A 21243-nucleotide genomic window follows, 5' to 3' on the forward strand; every position below is an offset into this window, starting at 1 on the left:
TAAAACAATAAAAAAGGTTGTCCAATTTGGACAACCTTTTTTTATATAAAATATTTGAAGACAAGGTTTAAAATTAATTTTAAAAACAAGCGCTGTTGATAACGCTGTTGTTTTAAAAAACTCTAACCCTTTTTAGCCTCTTTTTCCAAACGCTTTTTCTCTTTCTTTTCTTTAAGCATTTCCATTACAGAGCCACCGATCCAGTAAGGAACTATGGCTATTAAAAAAAACATCAGCCAGAAACCGATGGTTAAAATTGTAAGAAATGCTATAAAGCCGAGGTATTGATCAAATTCAAACATAAGTACAGTTGGTTTTCAAGTATACGCAAAGATACTAACTCTAACTATTTTCTACAATAAAAAATTAATTTTTACGCTCTAAATTAAATTAGTATGCTTATCCATAATATTTTAATCCCCCAATGAGGGTTTAATTTCCCGAGGCCTGCCCGAAATGAATTTCATTCAGGCGGACTTGCCTCGAATTTTTAAAAGGATTTTCCATTTCATCGTGGGCACGCCCGAAATGAATTTTATTCAGGCGGGCCCGCCCGTTGGGTTCGGGCGGGCCCGCCCGTACCGTTCGGGCGGGCTTGCCCCGATGTTCCTGATTTCAATCTTTTTAAAAAAAGATTGAAAATTTGTAAAAATTTTAAAGATTAAAAAATACCTAACCTGTAAATTTGCAACCTAATCTAAAACAATTATGGACTATAGAATAGAGAAAGACACAATGGGCGATGTAAAGGTAGCTTCAGATAAATTATGGGGTGCCCAAACCGAACGTTCAAAAAATAATTTTAAAATTGGGGCTCCCGGAAGTATGCCTCTGGAAATTATATACGGATTTGCCTACCTCAAAAAGGCCGCAGCATTTACAAACTGTGAACTTGGTGCGCTTCCGGTTGAAAAGAGAGATTACATAGCACAAGTGTGTGATGAGATCCTGGCCGGAAAACACGATGATCAGTTTCCATTGGTTATCTGGCAAACAGGGAGTGGAACGCAAAGCAATATGAACCTTAACGAGGTAATTGCCAATCGCGCTCATCAATTGGCAGGAAAGATTATAGGAGAGGGTGAAAAAACGCTTAGCCCAAATGATGACGTGAACAAATCACAGTCTTCTAATGATACATTCCCAACCGGAATGCATATTGCTGCCTACAAGAAAATACATGAAGTTACAATTCCCGGGGTACAAAAGCTTCGGAATACCCTTAAGAAAAAATCGGAAGAGTTTAAGAATGTGGTAAAGATAGGCCGTACCCATTTCATGGATGCCACTCCCCTAACCCTTGGACAAGAGTTTAGTGGGTATGTAGCCCAACTGGATCACGGAATAAAAGCCCTTGAAAACACGTTGCCACATTTATCTGAATTGGCTTTGGGCGGAACAGCTGTAGGAACCGGATTGAATACTCCCAAGGGTTATTCAAAACGTGTAGCAGAGTTTATCACAAAATTCACTGAACTTCCTTTTACATCTGCCCCAAATAAGTTTGAGGCGCTTGCTGCTCACGATGCTTTTGTAGAATCTCACGGCGCACTTAAACAACTGGCTGTATCTTTAAATAAAATTGCCAACGACATTAGAATGCTTTCTTCTGGGCCACGAAGTGGAATTGGGGAAATCAATATTCCGGCAAATGAGCCGGGTTCTTCAATTATGCCAGGCAAAGTAAATCCTACTCAGTGCGAAGCCTTAACAATGGTTTGTGCGCAAGTAATGGGGAATGATGTTGCGATAAGTGTTGGAGGAATGCAAGGACAATTTGAACTTAATGTCTTCAAACCGTTAATGGCCGCCAATTTTCTTCATAGTGCACAACTTCTTGGAGATGCCTGCATTTCTTTTGAAGAGCATTGTGCCAGTGGAATTGAACCCAATCACAAAAGAATAAAAGAGCTGCTGGATAATTCACTAATGCTGGTAACAGCCTTAAATACTAAAATAGGCTATTACAAGGCTGCAGAAATTGCCAATACTGCCCATAAAAACGGAACTACTTTAAAAGAAGAAGCCGTTAATCTGGGTTATGTAACTTCTGAAGAATTTGATGAGTGGGTGAATCCAAAAGATATGGTTGGCGGATTAAAATAATCCTGAACCAACTCAGTTTATAAAAAAATCCTGCTAATTCAGCAGGATTTTTTTTGATCAAATAATAATAATAAAATTATTTAGAACCGCTTTTGGATCCCTTGCTATAATATTTCTGAAATTTCCAATAGGATAAAGCTCCAAGAACAGCAACTACGGCAATAGAATAATAGATAAAGGTAGGGGTGATTACTTTATCCCCGCTTGCATAGGAATGCAATCCGGCAAGATAAAAATTCACTCCAAAGTATGTCATCATAATACTTGCAAAGGCTACAATAGCCATAAGGTTAAAGAACCACCGGCTGCGCAATCCGGGGACCAGTCGCATATGAATCACAAAAGCATATATCATAATGCTTATTAAAGCCCAGGTTTCTTTTGGATCCCATCCCCAGTAACGACCCCAGCTTTCATTGGCCCATTGACCACCAAGGAAATTTCCTATGGTTAACATTACCAGGCCAACTGTTAGAGCCATCTCAGTAATTATGGTGATTTCCTTGATGTTCAAATCCATTTTAACCTTATTCTTTTCTGTAGTCATAATCATCAATAATAAGGAGACGGCTCCCAGAATCAATCCCAGGGTAAAAGGCCCGTAACTACCAACAATTACAGATACATGGATCATCAACCAGTATGAATCCAGCACAGGTACAAGATTAGCTATAGATGGATCCATCCAGTTCCAGTGCGCTATCATAAGAATCATCGCTGTCACAAAAGAAGTTGAGGCAATGGTAAGATTGCTTTTTCTCCCAAAGGCAAGTCCAAAGAACATGGTAGCCCATGCAACATAGATCATCGATTCATACGCGTCACTCCAGGGCGCATGTCCAGAGATATACCACCTGGCAGCAAGCCCCAGCGTATGAGCTATAAACATCAGCAAAATTGCAACCGCACTTATTTTTATAAGAATTTCAATGGCCTTTGAATCTTTAAAAATTTGTATGATCACAAATACCAACATCAGTAAACCAGCCAACATATACCACATAAACAGGTTCTTGAATATATCGTATTTGTTGTAAAGCACCTCTGCTTCTATTTTTCTTTCTGAAGGCATCACTTCACCCCCAAATTTTTTCTGGAAACCTTTGATGCTCTCAAGTAATTCGGTTGACTGAGTATAATCTCCCGAAGATCTTGCTTCCCGGAGCGTGTTCATGTAAATAGGCAGGATTTGCTTTGCATAAACAGAATCCATTCCCTTAAAATTCGCTTCCGGAACTTCAGGAAAAGAAACCCATTTATTGTTTTCATCTCCGGGAACAGGAAAAATACGAAGTATATTACCCTGCAGCGCATTAAACAAAAGATTCACTTTCCTGTCGGTCTCTATAAAATCCTTTTGAAATTGATCTGGTACGGCTGCCTGATAGGCTTTTTCGAGATAAGGTGATAATTTGTAAACCCCTGTATTGTCAAAGAAATCTGTCATCGCCAGGTATTCCTGATCTTCCGAAACTCCGGTGATGTGTCTTATGCTATCGTTTTTAGGTTTCACATAGATAAAAGGAACATTGTACCAAACCGCAGGGTTTTCGGTCATTGAAACCAGGATTTGATCTGCATTTAAACCTTCGTAACTATCTTTTTTACTAATTTTCCGAAGCAATTCAGAAGCGAAAGTATTAGCCGGTTTCATCCTTCCCCCTGCATCCTGGATCACCAGTTTTCCAAATTTTGCAGCATGTTCAGGATCAACAATATTGCTTTGTAATATCGAATCTACCTGTTCTTTATTGGATTTAATATGTCCGTGATCCTGTTCCTGTTCTTCCTGAGCAAATCCGGCACCTCCCAACATAAATAAAACCAACAGTATACTCAATTTTGCTTTTTTTGCCTTTACGCTGTCCAGCATTTCTTTGAGTTTTCCAAATCGACTTCCTTTATCAAATAAAATAAGCATCAATCCAAGATACAATAAGAAATATCCTATGTAGGTAATCCAGGTTCCCCAAAAATCGTGATTTACAGATAAGACAGTTCCTTTTTCATCGGGATCAAAAGATGCCTGAAAAAATCTGAATCCATCTTTATCCAAAACATGATTCATAAAGATCTCATAGGGAAAAGAATCTCCATCCACGGGAATTACCTCTACTTTGCTTTTAAAAGATGCATAACTTGGTGTTGGGTTGCTTTCGGTTCCAGGGTATTTTTCGGCTATAAAATCATTCAATTTTATAGAAAATGGCAATTCCATCTCCCTGGAACCATAATTAACGAAAAGATCGAGTCCGCCAACACTAACATTCTTTGGTGGATTCACATAGCCTTTTCCACCCAGCATACTCAAGGTTTTTGATTCGCCTCCGGAAGTAACTTTAAGGGTAACAGCATCAGACTGGCTTTTATCCTTTTCTTCCGTAGGAACAATATCGTAGGTTCCACGTGCCATAGGCTCGGGAAGCACGAACTGCATTCCTCCTAAATTATACAAGGATCGTAACATCAAAGTTTGAGTGCTGTCGGAAACCACTTCGCCTTCCAACTGATCTGACATTCGTAAAAAAGTTCCTTCAAATGGGGTATTTATTTTATAGATACCTTCGGCTTCATCTACTGTAATATTCACGGCGCCATCGGTTGGGACATTCAGTGCAAAAAGGATGTTATGGATATTGGCTACTTCGCCTTCCTTTAAAAAATGCTCGTGGCGCACTCCGTCCCCGGCTTCTACAATTTGAAGATAATTTTCCCCGGATTCACTTAGAATAAGCCCCTCTTTTGCTCCGTGAATAAAATTGACGACTTCAATTTGTACAGGTTGACCATTAAAATCGGTGTTGATACTTTCATCGTTTTCTGTTTCGGGAGCCAAAAGAACCGGTTTTTCGATCACCCTTCTTCGGGGCTCCCCATCGATCTCCCCGTCTATATAGGCGGTGAGATAGGTTCGTTCAGAAAGAAAAGTATTGGTTGTTTCTCCTTCACGTATGGGCATAATTCCTTCATAGCTAATATATCGGGTCACAAAAGCACCTACAAGAATAAGAACAAAAGAAAGGTGAATTAAGAGTGAAGACCATTTATCTCGTTTATGGAGTTTATACCGGTAAATATTTCCTGCGAAGTTGATCACAAAAAACACCATAATACCTTCAAACCACCAGGCATTATAGATCATAACCCTTGCGGTTTCAATGGTATAAAAACTTTCTATGAAGGTTCCCAAACCCATTGCGATGGAGAATACAATGAACAAGACTGCCATAATGCGGGTTGAGAATATAACAGACGCTATTTTATTTTGCATTTAAGACTACTTTAAAACGATGCAAATTTAACTAAACTTAGCCATTTAAACCTTGTAAAATATGATGAATTACTAAAAAACAAATGTTAATTTTAAACCCGGAATTTTTGGTAATTTAGCCAAATGAAAAGCATCGTACTTTTTGGAACCGGAAATGTAGCCTTTCACCTTTTCAGGGCTTTTTCCAATTCGGAAAATTTTAAGGTCATCCAGGTCTACAACCATAGTGCTGAAAGTCTCGAACCTTTTAAAGGTAAAGTTCCAACCACCAAAAAATTCTCTGAAATTTTTCCGGCAGATATTTACCTGCTTGCCGTAAAAGATGATGCTATTGGTGAAATTGTATCAAAAATTAAAAATCCTGAAGCGCTTATTCTTCACACCTCGGGCGCTGTTCCTGTAGCAGTATTTCAGGATTTTGAACACGCAGGGGTTTTTTACCCGCTGCAAACTTTTTCAAAAAATAAATCCGTAGACTTTAAAAATGTCCCCATTTGTATAGAGGCTAATACCAAAGCCAATCTTGAAGTGCTGGAGCAACTGGCCAATAGTATTTCAAATAAAGTTTATCAAATCTCATCCTCACAACGAAAATCCCTTCATGTTGCTGCTGTGTTTGTAAGCAATTTCGTGAATTATCTTTATACTGAAGGGGAAGCAATATGTGAAAAAAATGGAATCCCCTTTGAAATTTTACATCCACTTATACGCGAAACTGCCTCAAAAATAGAAAGTATGAGTCCTAAAGATGCTCAAACGGGACCAGCAATGCGAAATGATCAAGAGGTGATAAATTCGCATTTACCGCTTTTAAATTCGGAACAACAAAAAATATATCAAATTTTAACCAGCTCAATTCAAAACCTTCATGGAAAAGAATTATAAAGAATATTTAAACCACATAGACACTTTCATTTTTGATGTTGATGGCGTTTTAACTAATGGCTCCATTCAGGTAAGCACAGAGGGAGATTTGCTAAGAACTATGAACATCAAGGATGGATATGCATTGAAAACAGCCCAACTCGCAGGATATCACGTTTGTATTATTTCCGGAGGAAAAAATGAAGGTGTACGCAAAAGACTAAGAGATCTTGGAATTACTAATATTTTTTTGGGAATTCAGGACAAAGTCGAGAAACTGGATGAGTTTTTCGATGTTTACGAAATCAACCCTGAAAATGTAGTGTATATGGGGGACGATATCCCCGATCTTTATGCGATGAAAATGGTGGGAATGCCGTGTTGCCCTCAGGATGCAGTTCCGGAAATTAAAGCTATAAGTCGCTATATATCTCATAAAAAGGGCGGGAAAGGATGTGTGCGTGATGTGATAGAACAGGTGTTGAAAGTTCAGGGAAAATGGATGCAAAATTATGATGCCTTATGAACTGGATCTTCCTCATAATAGCTGGGTTATTTGAAGTTGCCTTTGCCTTTTGTCTTGGAAAAGCTAAATTCTCTTCCGGGAATACCGCACTTTGGTGGCTAACAGGATTTCTTATTTCCCTTATTATAAGCATGGCCTTGCTATATAAAGCAACCCAAACCCTTCCCATTGGAACCGCTTATGCTGTTTGGACCGGGATTGGGGCGGTTGGAACAGTGCTCCTGGGAATTTTTATTTTTAAAGAACCCGCAAATTTCTGGAGGTTGTTTTTTCTCACCACCCTTATTATTTCACTGATAGGTATAAAATTTGTTTCAGATTAACACAAAATTCTATGCTGCTATCCATTCTAAAACTGGTGCGTTTTAAAAACTTATTGCTTATAGCTATCACACAGTTTTTGATTAAATATGCCTTGTTTGAACCTTTTGGAATTGCAATCACCTTAAGCGATCTTGGATTTTTTCTTTTATGCTTTTCTACAGTTTGCATCGCAGCAGCAGGAAATATTATAAACGATGTTTACGATTTGGAAACCGACAGGGTTAATGACCCTGAAAAACAGGTTATTGGGCGGAATATTTCAGAAAAATCGGCTTTAACGGCCTATATCGTATTAACAATCCTTGGGGTGGGTATTGGGTTCTATCTATCCAATTTAATTGGCAGACCTGGTTTTTCCGCCATCTTTATCATCATTTCAGCCTTGTTGTATCTTTATGCAACCTATCTAAAAAACCTTCTAATCATTGGGAATCTAGTGATAAGCAGCCTGGTGGCAATGGTAATTATTATCATAGGTTTGTTTGACTTGTTACCCGCAATAACCCCGGGAAATAAACTCACGCAATCCATCATTTTTTCTATACTTCTGGATTATGCTTTGTTTGCATTTTTGATAAACTGGCTTAGGGAAATTATAAAAGACCAGCAGGATATGAACGGAGATTATAATTCCGGAAGAAATTCCCTCACTATCTCGCTGGGAAAAGAACGAACCAATAAATTTATATTTTTAATAGGATTAATTCCGCTTATCCTTATTATTTTTTATATCTACGATTATCTTTTTGAAAACATCTATGCGGTGCTTTATGCTCTTTTATTGATTGTTGCGCCACTACTCTATTTTCTCATTCAACTGCTTTCAGCAAAAACAAAAAAGCAATTTTCCACCTTGAGTGGTATTTTAAAAGTAATTATGCTCACAGGATTGCTTTCAATAGGATTTTATCAATTTATCTTACTCTAAACCTATGTTAAAAGAAATTTTAAAAGATCATCATATTATTCTTGCTTCAGGTTCACCCAGAAGGCATCAGTTTTTAAAAGAACTGGGGATACCATTTATAGTAGACCATAAATCTATTCGGGAAGAATATCCGGAAGACCTAAAATCTTCAGAAATAACCGATTACCTGTCAGAACTTAAAGCGAAAGTTTTTCTGAAGGAATTAAAAGATCGCGAGATACTTATCACGAGCGACACCATTGTCTGGCATAATGATTCCGCTTTAGGCAAGCCGGTAACTACTTCTGAAGCATTTAAAATGCTGGAATCGCTCTCCGGAAATACTCATGAAGTGATAACTTCTGTTACTTTTACTACCAAGGAAAAGCAAAAAACGGTGAACGCTACCACCAGAGTTACTTTTAAGGAATTGACAAAAGACGAGATCGACTATTATATTTTAAATTATCATCCTCTGGATAAGGCTGGCGCATACGGGATTCAGGAATGGATAGGTCTTATTGGTATTACCCGTATTGAAGGAAGTTATTTTAACGTGGTAGGCTTACCAACACATTTGGTATATAGAACACTCTTGGAAATAGCTTCCAGTTAATTTTTGTAATTTTATTTAAATGCAGATAACGCATTAGCTACCTTATTTAATGAAAATAACTTGTCTATGATTAGGATGCAATACAGGATCCTTTTGCTGGGATTTTTGATACTCAGCCTGGGTTGTGAAAAAAAAACGGATGAAAAGTTACTTCTACCGGAACGGAATTTATCTCAAAATTTTAAAAACTATTGGTTTTCCGGAGAAGCCGAAATTACTTCCTATAAGCTTGACCAAACCCGTTATGGCGAATCCCGACCCGGAACAGCGGTACTGATTTTTGTAACCGAGGATTTTCTTCCTGAATCTCAGGTTAAAGCTAATTCTCAAAACAAAAGCAACATTCCTGTTTTAAAACTGAATGCCACCAAAAATTTCATCACCGGAATTTACCCGTATTCTATCATGCAAAGCACTTTTTTCCCCCTGGAAGGAAATTCACACGCGTTAAAAATTACCACCTCCATTCAGGAATGGTGCGGGCAGGTTTATATGCAGTTGAACAACCGTTCCGACTTTGAAATTAAATCTCATTCCTATTTTGAAGGGGAAGCAGATCACGAACTAAATTTAGACAAAACCTATCTGGAAAATGAGATCTGGACGTTGCTTAGAATCGATCCCGAACAACTTCCTACTGGCTCTATTCAAATGGTTCCTTCCTTTGAATATATTCGGCTGGATCATACCGAAATAAAAGCGTACCAGGCCACAGCAGAATTTTATCAAGATAAGGAGCTTAGTGTATACAAGATCACTTATCCCGAATTGAACAGAAATTTAAAGATATATTACCATAACAGTTTTCCCTTTAGAATTGAAAAATGGGAAGAAACCACAGAGCGGGATGGTAAAAAGGATGTGACTACAGCAACAAAAATGGTAGAGATAAAATCTGCATATTGGAATAAAAATTCCAATAATCACTTACATTTGCGCGACACCCTGAACCTTAATTAATGTACGAAGTTTTTTTTACCTATCGAATTGAGATCGCCTATACCATAGCAATAGCGCTTATATTGGGAATTTTTCAGTTTATCCTTAGAAAAGCAGCCCATAAAGTTGGCAAGCACAGCGAGATTAATATTACAAGAACCCGGTTAATGTTCAAGTATATCAACATCCTGGTGCTTATAATTGCTGTCTTCCTGTTTTCATTTGCCTGGGGAATGGGATTGGATAAACTGTCGATTATTTTTTCCTCTGCATTCGCAGTAATTGGTGTTGCATTATTTGCCATCTGGTCTATCCTTAGCAATATTACCTCCGGGATTATAATGTTCTTTTCATTTCCATATAGAATAGGTGATAAAATATTGATTCATGACAAGGATATGCCTATAGAAGCAGTTATAGAAGACATTAAAGCATTTCACCTACACCTTAGAACAGAACACGGGGAACTTACCACATACCCAAACAACCTTATTCTACAAAAGGCCGTTACCCTTATTAAAAAAGATGTATACCTGGATGAAGGGAAGGACAGTCTGTAAAAGTTAATGCCTTTATAAATAGTTCAAGAACAGCTGAAAGTTTATATATTTGAAACAGTTGAAATTAATTCTTTCAAATGCGTAAAATTTTATTCTTAGTACTCTGTTTGGCTTTTTCATTTTCCAATGACCAAACTCCCCGAAAATTAAACTCTGTAGAGATCCACAATGCCATAAAAAAACTAAACTTTTTAGGTTCTGTTCTGTATATAGCTGCTCATCCAGACGATGAGAACACCCGGTTGATTTCCTATTTCGCCAATGAAATAAAAGCCCGAACCGGATATTTATCTATTACCCGCGGGGATGGTGGCCAGAATTTAATAGGTTCTGAACTTAAAGAACTTCTTGGTATTATAAGAACTCAGGAACTTTTGGCCGCCAGAAAGATCGATGGAGGGGAACAATTGTTTAGCCGTGCCATTGATTTTGGATATACAAAAACCCCGGAAGAAGCTCTTGAATTTTGGGGGCAAGAGGAAATTCTCAGTGATATTGTATGGGCTCTTAGAACTTTTAAACCCGATGTTATTATCAACAGGTTTGATCACCGTACTTCCGGGGAAACGCATGGACAGCACACAGCTTCTGCTATTTTAAGCATGGGAGCCTTTGATCTTGCCAAAGATCCTACTGCCTTTCCGGAGCAATTGGAATATACCGAAACCTTTGAACCAAAAAGGTTGTTTTTTAATACTTCTCCCTGGTTTTACGGAAGTAATGAGGAATTTGAAAAAGCCGATAAATCCAATTTATTACAATTTGATACCGGCGTTTATTTTTCATCAATGGGTCTTTCAAATCCTGAAATTGCAGCATTAAGCAGAAGTGAGCACCAGTCGCAGGGTTTTGGATCTACCGGAAGCCGCGGAGAACAAATAGAATACCTTGAATTTATTGATGGGAGTTTCCCTGAAGATAAATCAAATTTGTTTGCTGGAATAGATACCTCCTGGAACCGAATTCAAAACGGTGCTGAAATAGGTGAAATTCTTACTGAAGTTGAAAAAGACTATAACTTTAAAGATCCTGCAGCAAGTCTGTCCAAGCTTGTCCAAGCCTACAAGCTCATACTAGATTTGGAGGATGCTCATTGGAGAAAAATAAAAACAGAAGAAATTAAAAATATCATAACTGCTGCTGCCGGTTTATATCTTGAAGCAAACGCGGTAAATCCAACTGCTACACCCTCTGAAGAGCTTTTTATTAATTTAGAAGCGATCAACCGCAGCAATGCAGAAATAAGCCTGGTATCTGTAGAATTGGAACCAAATAATTCAAAGTTGCAACCCAACCAGCCACTTCTCAATAATGTAACATGGAAAGAACAAACCCTCTTAAAGATCAATGGAGAAACCGGATTTACAAGTCCATATTGGTTAAAAAGCAAGGGTAGCCTGGGACTTTATACAGTTGAGGAACAAAATCTGGTTGGATTGCCTGAATCCCCTATAAGTGTTAAAGCTTACTTTAGGGTTAAAATCGAGGGAGAGGAGATCCTGTTCGAAAGGCCGGTGGTTTATAAATACAATGACCCGGTAAAGGGAGAAGTATATCAGCCTTTTGAGATTCTTCCACCGGTATCTGTCAAATTCAGGGAAAAGGTTTTGATTTTTGCTGAAGCAGAGCCTAAAACCGTTCCGGTGATCATTACGGCTGGAAAAGATTCTGTTTCAGGAAAAATATCTTTAAAATCTAACGGAAACTGGAAGATAAAACCGGAGGAAACCAACTTCAATATCCTTAAAAAAGGCGAATCGGTTACGGTAAATTTCAAAATAACTCCGCCCGAAGAACAGGATGAAATAATCCTGAGCCCAATTCTTACTGTAAATGGGAAAGAGTATTCCGGGGAAATAGTTAAAATCGATTATAACCATATTCTCCTGCAAACATTGGTTGTTCCCGCTGAAACTAAAGTGGTAAAACTAAGCATCGAGAAAAAGGGCGAAAACATAGCTTATATTGATGGTGCCGGTGATGTAATCCCGGAAAATCTGGAACAAATTGGCTATAAGGTTAGCAGGCTTGATCCTGAAAAAATTTCAGCGGCCTCACTTTCTAAATTTGATGCGGTAGTTTTGGGGATCCGGGCATATAATACGGTGGAAGCGTTGCAATACAAGCAACCGGCGCTCTTGAAATATGTTGAAAACGGTGGAACTGTGATTGTACAATATAATGTGAACCGGGGTCTTTTTGTAAATTCGATTGCACCTTACAAACTGGATATTTCCCGTGACCGAGTAACCGAGGAAGATGCAGAAGTCCGTTTTATAGCTCCAAATCATCCTATTTTGAATTCTCCCAACAAAATAAGCAGTACCGATTTTGATGGGTGGGTGCAGGAACGCGGTTTATATTTCCCCGATAGCTGGGACCAGGAATTCATTCCGGTTTTATCTATGAATGATGCTAACAAAACTCCAAAAGACGGAAGCCTCCTGGTTGCCAAATATGGAAAAGGATATTTCATCTATACCGGGCTAAGCTTTTTTAGACAATTCCCGGAAGGTGTTCCCGGTGCTTACCGTTTGTTCGCAAATATGATTTCAATAGGAAAATAGATGGATAAACCCAAAAAATATATCTGGAAAAAATCATACACCATTGTTCTCCTGGCGAATGCATTTTATATTTTATTATTCTTTCTCATCATGAAAATATTCTCATAAAATGCAATTAATAGACTGGATTGTACTTATTGGAACATTAATTTTTATTGCAGGCTATGGGGTTTATAAAACCCGCGGGAGCAAAAATGTGAAGGATTACATCGGGGGTGGAAATGATGCTCAGTGGTGGACCATTGGCTTATCTGTAATGGCAACCCAGGCAAGCGCCATCACCTTTCTTTCTACTCCGGGACAAGCCTATCATGACGGGATGGGCTTTGTACAGTTCTATTTCGGACTTCCAATTGCCATGGTAATCATTTGTATGGTCTTTATTCCCATCTATCACAAATTAAAAGTTTATACCGCTTACGAATATCTTGAAACCAGGTTTGACCTTAAGACCCGGACTTTAACTGCAATCCTGTTTTTGGTTCAACGCGGACTCGCAGCCGGGATCACCATTTTTGCACCGGCCATTATTTTGTCCGCAGTGCTTGGCTGGAACCTGAACACACTTACTATATTAATAGGTGTTGTGGTAATTATTTACACCGTTTCCGGAGGAACAAAAGCGGTAAATGTTACCCAAAAACAACAAATGGCAGTGATCTTTGCCGGGATGTTCACCGCATTCTTTTTAATAGTTAGTTATCTACCTGAAAATATCAGTTTTAGCAATGCATTACAAATCGCCGGCGCTAATGGCAAAATGGAAATTCTCGATTTTTCATTTGACATGAGCAACCGCTATACTTTTTGGAGCGGAATTATTGGCGGAACTTTTCTCGCACTCTCCTATTTTGGAACAGATCAAAGCCAGGTACAACGTTACCTTACAGGCAAATCGGTGAAGGAAATGCAATTGGGACTTATTTTTAACGGACTTCTAAAAGTTCCTATGCAGTTCTTTATCCTTCTTACCGGGGTGATGGTTTTTGTTTTTTATCAGTTCAATCAAGCCCCATTAAACTTTAATCCTGCTGCCCAGGAAGCCGTGTTAAATTCTGAATATTCCGAAGAATACCGGGATTTGATGGAAAATAATGAAGCCCTTCAGGCAGAAAAACACACTACAGCGATAAGATTTGGGGAAAGTCTGGAAATTCCATCTTCTTTTGAAAATGAAAATTACCAAAACAAAATGCTGGAGCTGGATGCTGCAGAATTAGACAACAGGGAACGCGCGAGGGAACTTATTCTGTTATCAAATGACGCGATGGAAACCAATGATAAGGATTATATTTTAATCCATTTTATTCTGAATAATCTGCCACGTGGATTAATAGGCTTATTGCTGGCCGTGATCCTTTCTGCGGCAATGTCTTCAACAGCATCAGAGTTAAATGCGCTTGGTTCAACAACTACCATTGATTTATATAAACGAAATGTTCGGGAGGAAAAATCAGATGAACACTATGTAAAGGCTTCCAAATTATTCACTTTTGGATGGGGAATAATCGCTATTATTTTTGCCAGTTTCGCCAATTTATTTGATAACCTGATTCAATTGGTAAACATCATAGGATCTATTTTTTACGGCAATGTTCTTGGAATATTTTTACTGGCATTTTTTATTAAGTACGTGCAAAGTAACGCTGTTTTTCTAGCAGCCCTTATTACCCAGGCAATTATAATTCTATTATGGTTATTTGACGTTATGCCTTATTTATGGCTCAACCTGGTAGGTTGTGGCCTTGTAATGCTCATAGCATTTTTACTACAAACCAGCATTCACTCTCCTGAAAAAATAACGTTAGATGACGACAACCAAGACCTTTAAATGGGGCATTGTAGGACCGGGAAAAATAGCCGGGAAATTTGCAACAGATCTGGCTATGGTGCCGGGAGCAGAATTATATGCAGTCGCAAGTAGGGATATTCGCAAAGCCAGAGCCTTCAGCGCTCAATACAATTTTAAAAAAAGCTATGGAACCTATGAAGAACTGGCTCTAGATAAGGAAGTGGATATCGTCTATATAGCTACCCCTCATGTATTTCATAATGAACATACACTGCTTTGTCTTAAGAACAAAAAAGCGGTTTTATGTGAAAAACCCCTGGCAATGAACAGCCTTCAGGTTGAAGAAATGATACGTTCTGCTAAAGAAAACAAGGTGTTTTTAATGGAAGCCATGTGGACCTATTTCCTTCCTCATTATCAATACGTACTGGATCTTATAAAAACTGAAAAATTCGGGACTGTAAAAAGCCTTGAAGCCGATTTTGGTTTTGCCGCGCCCTATTTACCGGAAAAAAGATTATACAATAAAGCTCTTGGAGGCGGAAGTTTGCTTGACATAGGCATCTATCCTTTGTTTGCAGCATTAAGTTTAATGGGGGTTCCCAATACTATAAAAGCTCTGGCCAAAATGGCTGATACCGGAGTTGATGAAAGTTGTGATATAAATCTGGAATATAATAACGGGGCTGTTGCCAGCCTTTCCAGTTCAATCAATATGAAAACTCCCACCACTGCAACAATTACCTTTGAACGCGCCATTATTACACTAAAAAGCAGATTTCATGAGCCAACATCTATTCTCATAAACAGCGATGGAAAACAGGAAGAAATCAATTTTGATATCACTTCCATTGGATATAATTTTGAAGCGATTCATGTACAGCAAATGCTCGCTGCAGGACGTTTGGAAAGTACGATTATGACTTTTCAGAAAAGCCGTGAATTAGTAGAACTGCTTGATAAAGTGAGAGAAAAAATAGGCCTCGTATATTAATTCATATACCCTGAAGCCAACTAAGGAGCTATGCTAAGGGAAGAACTATTGAAAAATCGGTTAAAATCTTTCCTAAACGGAATTAGCAAAACAAAAAAAATGCGACCCTGTGAGTCGCATTTTAAAGTATAGAATTTATTTTCTTATTTAACGCCCCATTCTTTAAGGGAATCCTTGTTCATTTTTACATAATCGGCATTTCCTGCTTTTTCAGCTGCGGCCAATGAAAGTTTTGCCGTTGCTATAGCTTCTTTCTTCATTCCCAGATCGGCTTCAATTAAAGATTTTCTGCGTAACATCCAGAATGGCTCACCATCTTGCATTTCAATCGCTTTCGTAACCCATTCTAAAGCCTTCTTAGTGTCGATTTTTGAATCATGATAATAGGAACCCGCTGCAAAATAATCGTTGGCAGAAGGTCCATTCATAACTTTCTCAATGCTGGCAAGTGTTTTTGCATCTGTAGGGAATTTAATTGGCAGTGAAGCCGCAGTATTTTCCCATACGATACTTAATACTGCCGAATCATTTTTTAAATCATTCAACAAGATGGTAAATGTTTCCATGGCAAAAGGAATTTCAGAAACTTCAGCACTAGCGGTAAGAGCCACTTTGCTTTCCTCCCATTTTTGAGGAATTCCCCAATTTGTCGCATCCGAATAGAACATCACTTCCCAGGAATCCTTACCGGGTTTAGTAAATAATGCATAGGTTCCTTTTTTTAAGGCCTTTCCTCCTATTTCAACATCATCGCTAAAAGTAATTTTGGTGTTTTCGTTTGCACCGGTTCGCCATACTTCGCCAAACGGAACCAAATTTCCAAAAACAACCCGATCCCGCATGCCCGGTCTTGAATACTCGATGGTAACATCTGTAAGCCCAACTTTTTGCTCAACTTTAGAAAAGGGGCTTGGTTGTGGTGCCTGAATTTGTGCGGTTGCTCCAAGAATGAACATTCCTGTACATAAAAAGAATAATAATTTTTTCATAAAATAATATATTAGTTTTCTCAAAGATACATAATTGAAGGTTCTATCCGCTTATTTTTTCTTTCTTCAAGAACCCCGGAGCAAGCCTGCCCGAATGGTACGGGCGGGCCCGCCCGCCTGAATAAAATTCATTTCGGGCAGGCCCACGAGATATGAATTTTAAAATCTTTGTGAAAATTCTAGGATTCCAAGCTATCGGGATTGAGTTAAGTGCTCAAAGAGGGATTAAATTTATTTTTGTTTAACTTTTTATTGTTTAAATTAAACAGAATAAATCTTAGTTTTGTATCACAATAATTTAAATATGAAAATATACACGCTACATACCAAACAAAAGCTTCCTATTAGTGTAGACGAAGCTTGGGATTTTTTGTCAGATCCTAAAAATTTAAAGACCATCACTCCGGATTATATGGGCTTTAATATAATTTCCGGTGCAAACAGGGCTATGTACCCCGGCCAACTTATTCAATATATAGTAACACCCGTTGCAGGAATAAAAACCAAATGGGTGACAGAGATCACACATGTAAAACCCAAGGAATATTTCGTAGATGAACAGCGGTTTGGCCCTTATGCACTTTGGCATCACAAACATTTTATCCATCCTATAGAAGGTGGAGTGGAAATGGAGGATATTGTAGACTATAAACTCCCTTTGGGATTTTTAGGACAGCTGGTCCATCCTTTCCTGGTTGCTCCAAAACTCAAAGAAATCTTCAATTACCGCAGAAAAAAATTAATTGCTTTATTCGGAGAATATTCCTCTCAGGATCCCAAAACTGCAACCCTAAAACAAGACATATTAAATTAATTTAAAAAAAACAGCCATGAAAAAGAATATTGTATTGATAGGAGGTTCCCACGGAATAGGTCTGGAATCTGCCAAAATCCTCGCTGAAGATCATAATGTGTTTATCGCTTCCCGGACTTCAGAGCAATTAGCAAATTTGAATGTTAAACATCTTGAGTTCGATGTGACAAAAGATAAGATTGAAGACTTGGATCTTCCCGATACCATAGATGGTTTGGTATATTTCCCCGGAAGTATTAATTTAAAACCTTTTAAAATGCTGAAGCCCGAGGCATTTCAGGAAGATATGAACCTTAATTTTATTTCCCTGGTAAAAGTTGTTCAGGGCTTATTGCCGAACTTGAAAAATTCAGATCAGGCAAGCCTGGTGTTTTTTAGCACTGTTGCCGTAAAAGTTGGAATGCCTTTTCACACCAGTGTTGCAGCAGCTAAAGGAGCCATAGAAGGTTTTTCAAAAGCGCTGGCTGCAGAATATGCACCGAGCTTCAGAGTTAATGTGATTGCCCCTTCCCTCACAAATACTCCGCTAGCTGAAAAATTGCTTTCCAATGATGAGAAAAAGAAAAAGATGGATGAACGGCATCCTCTAAAGCGCGTTGGAGAAGCTAAAGATATTGCTAATATGGTAGTATTTTTACTTTCGGAAAAAAGCAGCTGGATGACGGGACAGGTTCTGGGTATGGACGGCGGACTTTCTACTATCAATTTAAATTAATGAGTGAAAAAGTATCGGTATTCTGGTTTAGAAGAGATTTGAGATTGGATGATAATGTGGGTTTTCTAGAGGCTCTTAAAAGTGATCTTCCGGTTTTACCCATTTTCATATTTGATACAGAAATTCTTGAAAGATTACCGAAAGACGACGCGCGGGTTTCTTTTATCCATGAGAACCTTCAGAAAATGCGAAAGGAATTACAGAAAAATGGAAGTTCTTTGGCCATCTATCATGGAAAACCCGTCGAAGTGTTTAAAGATCTTCTGAAAAATTATAAGATTCAACAGGTTTTTACAAACCGGGATTACGAACCTTATGCTAAAAAAAGAGATTCTGAAATAGAAAAATTACTAGAATCAGAAACCGTCCAATTTCATACATTTAAAGATCAGGTGATCTTTGAGAAAGATGAAGTGGTAAAAAAAGATGGCGATCCCTATGCGGTTTACACTCCCTATATGCGAATCTGGAAAGAGAAATTTAAGAAAATCGACCTTGAAATTCATTATACCAGTCAGCATATAAATAATTTAGTCCAAAATTCACGTTTGCCCAATTTGAGCTTATCAGATATTGGATTTGAAACTTCAAAAATAAAGGTTCTGGATTATGAAGTTACCCCCAGCCTGATTCAGGAATATGAAGCAAAGCGGAATTATCCCGCGCTGGATGCAACGTCACATTTAGGACCACATCTAAGATTTGGAACGGTAGGAATTCGAAAAATGGTCAAAAAGGCGATTTCGGAAAAAAATGAGATCTTCTGGAATGAACTGATCTGGAGGGAGTTTTTTATGCAAATCCTGAGTCACTTTCCGCGTATTGAAAATGAATCTTTTAAAAAGAAATATGACCGTATCGAATGGCACAATAATGAAGCTGAATTTGAGCTTTGGAAAACGGGAAAAACCGGATACCCAATGGTAGATGCCGGCATGCGGCAGCTAAATGAAACAGGATTTATGCACAACAGGGTACGGATGCTGGTTGGCAGTTTTTTATGCAAGCATTTATTGATAGACTGGCGATGGGGAGAAGCCTATTTCGCTGAAAAATTACTCGATTATGAAATGGCTTCCAATGTTGGGAACTGGCAATGGGTAGCAGGCTGTGGCGTAGATGCAGCACCTTATTTCAGAATTTTTAATCCAACTACACAAATTAAGGATTACGATAAAGAGCATGCGTATATTAAGGAATATGTAAAAGAATTTGGCACAGCTGAATATCCTGAGATGATGGTAGATCATAAAGAAGCCCGGGAACGGGCTTTAAGGGTTTATAAAGAAGCTGTTTCAGAATAAATTATTGAATTAAATCCACTGGTGGGATTAAAAAAGGAGCAGCGATTAAAAAACATGCATTTCTACTTTGATTATTCTTTTTAACCAACTTAATTTGCAATCGTTAATAGAATCGGGATGTGGTGCAGTCCGGTAGCATGCACGGCTGGGGGCCGTGTGGTCGCAGGTTCAAATCCTGTCATCCCGACTTTTCAACATTTCATTTAAATGTAACTAAAGGTTAATTATATGGTTTTCATATAGTTAACCCTTTTTTTTATTCATACGCCTATAAATGAACACATTCTATTCCTGAGTTAATCGTGAGTTTACTCTTTAATTTTGAGTTAATCGTGAGTTCATTTTTTCGTATCTTTACGATATGAGGCACTAAAAAAGTGCTTATTGACATTAGTTTGACTTTCGTATTTAAATCATTGTTTAACAAAAACAAATTACGATGCGTACAAATCAAACTTTTTCCATTTCTTATTTTGTTCGAAGAAATAAGAAACATCCCGATCTTTCACTTTTATATGCAAGGCTTACCGTAAACGGAAAGCCTCTTGAAGTAAGTTTAAAAAGAGCTCTTCCATTTAAGGATTGGGATTCCTCAGCCGGAAAAGTCAAAGGTACTTCCCTAAAGGCAAAGGAAATTAACATGAAAATTGATCGGACTAGAACGCTGATTTATAAGGCGTATGACAGTTTGCTCATGGAAGATAAATTTATAACTAGTCAACTATTAAAAGCCCGCTTTCTAGGTACCGATCAACTACATAAATCACTGTGTGATCTCCTTACCTACCATAACACAAAAATGGTAAATGTTCTTACCCTGGGAACACTTAAAAATTATTTTACCACTGAACGATACATTAAGCGGTATTTAAAGAATAAATTAAGGACCAATGACATTTACCTAAAGCAAATAACCTATAAATTCATCCTTGATTTTGAACAGTTTCTTCGAAATGGAAAATCCATAAACCAATCCCAACCTCTTAATAATAATGGGGTGATGAAACATCTGGAACGGTTAAAAAAGATGATGGGTCTTGCCCTTCGATTAGAATGGATTGAGAAAGATCCTTTTTTGAGATTCTCATTAAAGTTCACAAAACCTCAACGGGCATTTTTATCCCAATCGGAACTTGAAGTTTTGGAATTTTGTGGATAACTCGGATCAAATTGTGCCAGTGATTTAGGTCGGTTGGTGCCAGGCATTTCGGTTCAATTGTGCCACTTTTAGCGGGTGGGGCGAACCTACAACGGTCCGTTTTGTACCAGTTGTTTGGGTTCGTTTTGTGCCACTTTGAAAGACCAAGTAAATAATACCTGGTCGTTTAAAACAAGCGATATATTCAACACTCTTATAAATGTACTCTTAATAATATATTTTTAAAATGACACCTGTACCTTATTTCGGCGCCTGAATCCCCAGCTGCAAAACGTTTAACTTCGTTGAATCTTCGATTTCCCAACTCTAAGCTTCAAGATCTTCTTTAAAACCTACTAATTCCTGTGAGTTCATTTTAGGCCGTACCAGCCAAAAATTTGCTTAGTTATTGCGATAGGTTTTTATTCCGGTTGTTTTTCAAATACTGCAACTGCTCTAACCGGAGAACCTGTTCCACTCCTGATTTTTAAAGTAAGTCCAATGAAAAGGAATATTTCTCTAGACCTGATAGCTTCTGAATATATCCGGATACTGACATTTTAATATTTATTCGATAAACATACCTAAGAAAGGTATAGAACTAAAATAAACACTATGATTTGGTTTTTATATATATAAAATTTCAACAAGGGGCGTGTGGTTCACATTATTCGTTATTTGCTTTCATAACTGAACATTTATTTAGCATTTAAGTGGGAGCTTTTACAAAATCTATCCCCATTTTTCGCAGATGTAAGAAGTCATAATCTCATCAAATCCAATTTGCAAATTTGTAATAGCCTTGGTCTATGTTAAA

18 protein-coding genes and 1 tRNA gene are annotated in these 21243 nt (G+C 38.0%); 16 read left to right on the top strand and 3 right to left on the bottom strand.

The annotated features are described in order from the left end of the window. Positions 1-122 precede the first annotated feature (122 nt). Positions 123-302 carry a hypothetical protein gene (locus GILLI_RS00740; RefSeq protein ID WP_006987202.1) on the bottom strand — a complete coding sequence of 60 codons (180 nt, stop codon included), beginning with the start codon at positions 300-302 and terminating at the stop codon, positions 123-125. 406 nt (positions 303-708) lie between these two features. Here GILLI_RS00740 and fumC point away from each other — a divergent pair, with 406 nt between their 5' ends. Then, entirely contained in the window at positions 709-2106 is a 1398-nt protein-coding gene (gene fumC / locus GILLI_RS00750) for a class II fumarate hydratase (protein WP_006987203.1), read from the top strand. 76 nt (positions 2107-2182) lie between these two features. Here fumC and GILLI_RS00755 read toward each other — a convergent pair whose 3' ends face one another. Further along, positions 2183-5377 carry a cytochrome c biogenesis protein CcsA gene (locus GILLI_RS00755; protein ID WP_006987204.1) on the bottom strand — a complete coding sequence of 1065 codons (3195 nt, stop codon included), beginning with the start codon at positions 5375-5377 and terminating at the stop codon, positions 2183-2185. Positions 5378-5500: 123 nt separating this feature from the next. On the opposite strand from GILLI_RS00755, the gene GILLI_RS00760 reads away from it, so the two are divergent. From GILLI_RS00760 to GILLI_RS00805, 10 genes are all read left to right on the top strand, one after another. Then, positions 5501-6262: a Rossmann-like and DUF2520 domain-containing protein gene (locus tag GILLI_RS00760; RefSeq protein ID WP_006987205.1), complete on the top strand. Its 762-nt coding sequence runs from the start codon at positions 5501-5503 to the stop codon at positions 6260-6262. Next, positions 6246-6767, top strand: coding sequence for a KdsC family phosphatase (locus tag GILLI_RS00765; RefSeq protein WP_006987206.1), 522 nt, complete (start codon positions 6246-6248; stop codon positions 6765-6767). Before GILLI_RS00760 ends, GILLI_RS00765 begins: the two co-directional genes overlap by 17 nt. Beyond that, positions 6764-7090 carry a DMT family transporter gene (locus GILLI_RS00770; RefSeq protein ID WP_006987207.1) on the top strand — a complete coding sequence of 109 codons (327 nt, stop codon included), beginning with the start codon at positions 6764-6766 and terminating at the stop codon, positions 7088-7090. The genes GILLI_RS00765 and GILLI_RS00770 overlap by 4 nt, the downstream gene beginning before the upstream one ends. 11 nt (positions 7091-7101) lie before the next feature. After that, positions 7102-8019 (top strand): geranylgeranylglycerol-phosphate geranylgeranyltransferase, encoded by a 918-nt coding sequence (locus GILLI_RS00775; protein ID WP_006987208.1) that lies wholly within the window; start codon positions 7102-7104, stop codon positions 8017-8019. A gap of 4 nt (positions 8020-8023) precedes the next feature. Next, positions 8024-8614 carry a Maf family nucleotide pyrophosphatase gene (locus GILLI_RS00780; protein ID WP_006987209.1) on the top strand — a complete coding sequence of 197 codons (591 nt, stop codon included), beginning with the start codon at positions 8024-8026 and terminating at the stop codon, positions 8612-8614. A 66-nt stretch (positions 8615-8680) separates the two neighbouring features. After that, positions 8681-9574, top strand: coding sequence for a hypothetical protein (locus tag GILLI_RS00785; RefSeq protein ID WP_006987210.1), 894 nt, complete (start codon positions 8681-8683; stop codon positions 9572-9574). Next, a complete protein-coding gene (locus GILLI_RS00790; protein WP_006987211.1) occupies positions 9574-10113 on the top strand; it encodes a mechanosensitive ion channel domain-containing protein in 540 nt (179 codons plus the stop codon). Before GILLI_RS00785 ends, GILLI_RS00790 begins: the two co-directional genes overlap by 1 nt. A gap of 77 nt (positions 10114-10190) precedes the next feature. After that, a complete protein-coding gene (locus tag GILLI_RS00795; protein ID WP_006987212.1) occupies positions 10191-12680 on the top strand; it encodes a PIG-L family deacetylase in 2490 nt (829 codons plus the stop codon). A gap of 109 nt (positions 12681-12789) precedes the next feature. Then, positions 12790-14511, top strand: a complete 1722-nt coding sequence (locus tag GILLI_RS00800) for a sodium:solute symporter family protein (protein WP_006987214.1) — start codon at positions 12790-12792, stop codon at positions 14509-14511. Continuing rightward, positions 14489-15466: a Gfo/Idh/MocA family protein gene (locus GILLI_RS00805; protein WP_006987215.1), complete on the top strand. Its 978-nt coding sequence runs from the start codon at positions 14489-14491 to the stop codon at positions 15464-15466. Before GILLI_RS00800 ends, GILLI_RS00805 begins: the two co-directional genes overlap by 23 nt. Before the next feature lie 143 nt (positions 15467-15609). Here the strand turns inward: GILLI_RS00805 and GILLI_RS00810 are convergent, their stop codons facing one another. Next, a complete protein-coding gene (locus tag GILLI_RS00810) occupies positions 15610-16455 on the bottom strand; it encodes a DUF2911 domain-containing protein (protein WP_006987216.1) in 846 nt (281 codons plus the stop codon). A gap of 304 nt (positions 16456-16759) precedes the next feature. On the opposite strand from GILLI_RS00810, the gene GILLI_RS00815 reads away from it, so the two are divergent. From GILLI_RS00815 to GILLI_RS00835, 5 genes are all read left to right on the top strand, one after another. Further along, positions 16760-17269, top strand: a complete 510-nt coding sequence (locus GILLI_RS00815; protein ID WP_006987217.1) for an SRPBCC family protein — start codon at positions 16760-16762, stop codon at positions 17267-17269. Positions 17270-17285: 16 nt separating this feature from the next. Continuing rightward, entirely contained in the window at positions 17286-17984 is a 699-nt protein-coding gene (locus GILLI_RS00820) for an SDR family NAD(P)-dependent oxidoreductase (protein WP_006987218.1), read from the top strand. Then, positions 17984-19288 (top strand): cryptochrome/photolyase family protein, encoded by a 1305-nt coding sequence (locus GILLI_RS00825; protein ID WP_006987219.1) that lies wholly within the window; start codon positions 17984-17986, stop codon positions 19286-19288. The genes GILLI_RS00820 and GILLI_RS00825 overlap by 1 nt, the downstream gene beginning before the upstream one ends. Before the next feature lie 113 nt (positions 19289-19401). Continuing rightward, positions 19402-19475, top strand: a tRNA-Pro gene (locus tag GILLI_RS00830). Positions 19476-19727: 252 nt separating this feature from the next. Further along, positions 19728-20447, top strand: coding sequence for a phage integrase SAM-like domain and Arm DNA-binding domain-containing protein (locus GILLI_RS00835; protein WP_006987220.1), 720 nt, complete (start codon positions 19728-19730; stop codon positions 20445-20447). The last annotated feature ends 796 nt before the right edge of the window (positions 20448-21243 follow it).

The sequence above is a fragment of the Gillisia limnaea DSM 15749 genome (assembly GCF_000243235.1).
GTDB classification, from domain to species: domain Bacteria; phylum Bacteroidota; class Bacteroidia; order Flavobacteriales; family Flavobacteriaceae; genus Gillisia; species Gillisia limnaea.

Coding starts and splice junctions, on each gene's coding strand:
- GILLI_RS00740 (WP_006987202.1), bottom strand. CDS start 302: ATGTTTGAATTTGATCAATACCTCGGCTTTATAGCATTTCTTACAATT.
- fumC (WP_006987203.1), top strand. CDS start 709: ATGGACTATAGAATAGAGAAAGACACAATGGGCGATGTAAAGGTAGCT.
- GILLI_RS00755 (WP_006987204.1), bottom strand. CDS start 5,377: ATGCAAAATAAAATAGCGTCTGTTATATTCTCAACCCGCATTATGGCA.
- GILLI_RS00760 (WP_006987205.1), top strand. CDS start 5,501: ATGAAAAGCATCGTACTTTTTGGAACCGGAAATGTAGCCTTTCACCTT.
- GILLI_RS00765 (WP_006987206.1), top strand. CDS start 6,246: ATGGAAAAGAATTATAAAGAATATTTAAACCACATAGACACTTTCATT.
- GILLI_RS00770 (WP_006987207.1), top strand. CDS start 6,764: ATGAACTGGATCTTCCTCATAATAGCTGGGTTATTTGAAGTTGCCTTT.
- GILLI_RS00775 (WP_006987208.1), top strand. CDS start 7,102: ATGCTGCTATCCATTCTAAAACTGGTGCGTTTTAAAAACTTATTGCTT.
- GILLI_RS00780 (WP_006987209.1), top strand. CDS start 8,024: ATGTTAAAAGAAATTTTAAAAGATCATCATATTATTCTTGCTTCAGGT.
- GILLI_RS00785 (WP_006987210.1), top strand. CDS start 8,681: ATGATTAGGATGCAATACAGGATCCTTTTGCTGGGATTTTTGATACTC.
- GILLI_RS00790 (WP_006987211.1), top strand. CDS start 9,574: ATGTACGAAGTTTTTTTTACCTATCGAATTGAGATCGCCTATACCATA.
- GILLI_RS00795 (WP_006987212.1), top strand. CDS start 10,191: ATGCGTAAAATTTTATTCTTAGTACTCTGTTTGGCTTTTTCATTTTCC.
- GILLI_RS00800 (WP_006987214.1), top strand. CDS start 12,790: ATGCAATTAATAGACTGGATTGTACTTATTGGAACATTAATTTTTATT.
- GILLI_RS00805 (WP_006987215.1), top strand. CDS start 14,489: ATGACGACAACCAAGACCTTTAAATGGGGCATTGTAGGACCGGGAAAA.
- GILLI_RS00810 (WP_006987216.1), bottom strand. CDS start 16,455: ATGAAAAAATTATTATTCTTTTTATGTACAGGAATGTTCATTCTTGGA.
- GILLI_RS00815 (WP_006987217.1), top strand. CDS start 16,760: ATGAAAATATACACGCTACATACCAAACAAAAGCTTCCTATTAGTGTA.
- GILLI_RS00820 (WP_006987218.1), top strand. CDS start 17,286: ATGAAAAAGAATATTGTATTGATAGGAGGTTCCCACGGAATAGGTCTG.
- GILLI_RS00825 (WP_006987219.1), top strand. CDS start 17,984: ATGAGTGAAAAAGTATCGGTATTCTGGTTTAGAAGAGATTTGAGATTG.
- GILLI_RS00835 (WP_006987220.1), top strand. CDS start 19,728: ATGCGTACAAATCAAACTTTTTCCATTTCTTATTTTGTTCGAAGAAAT.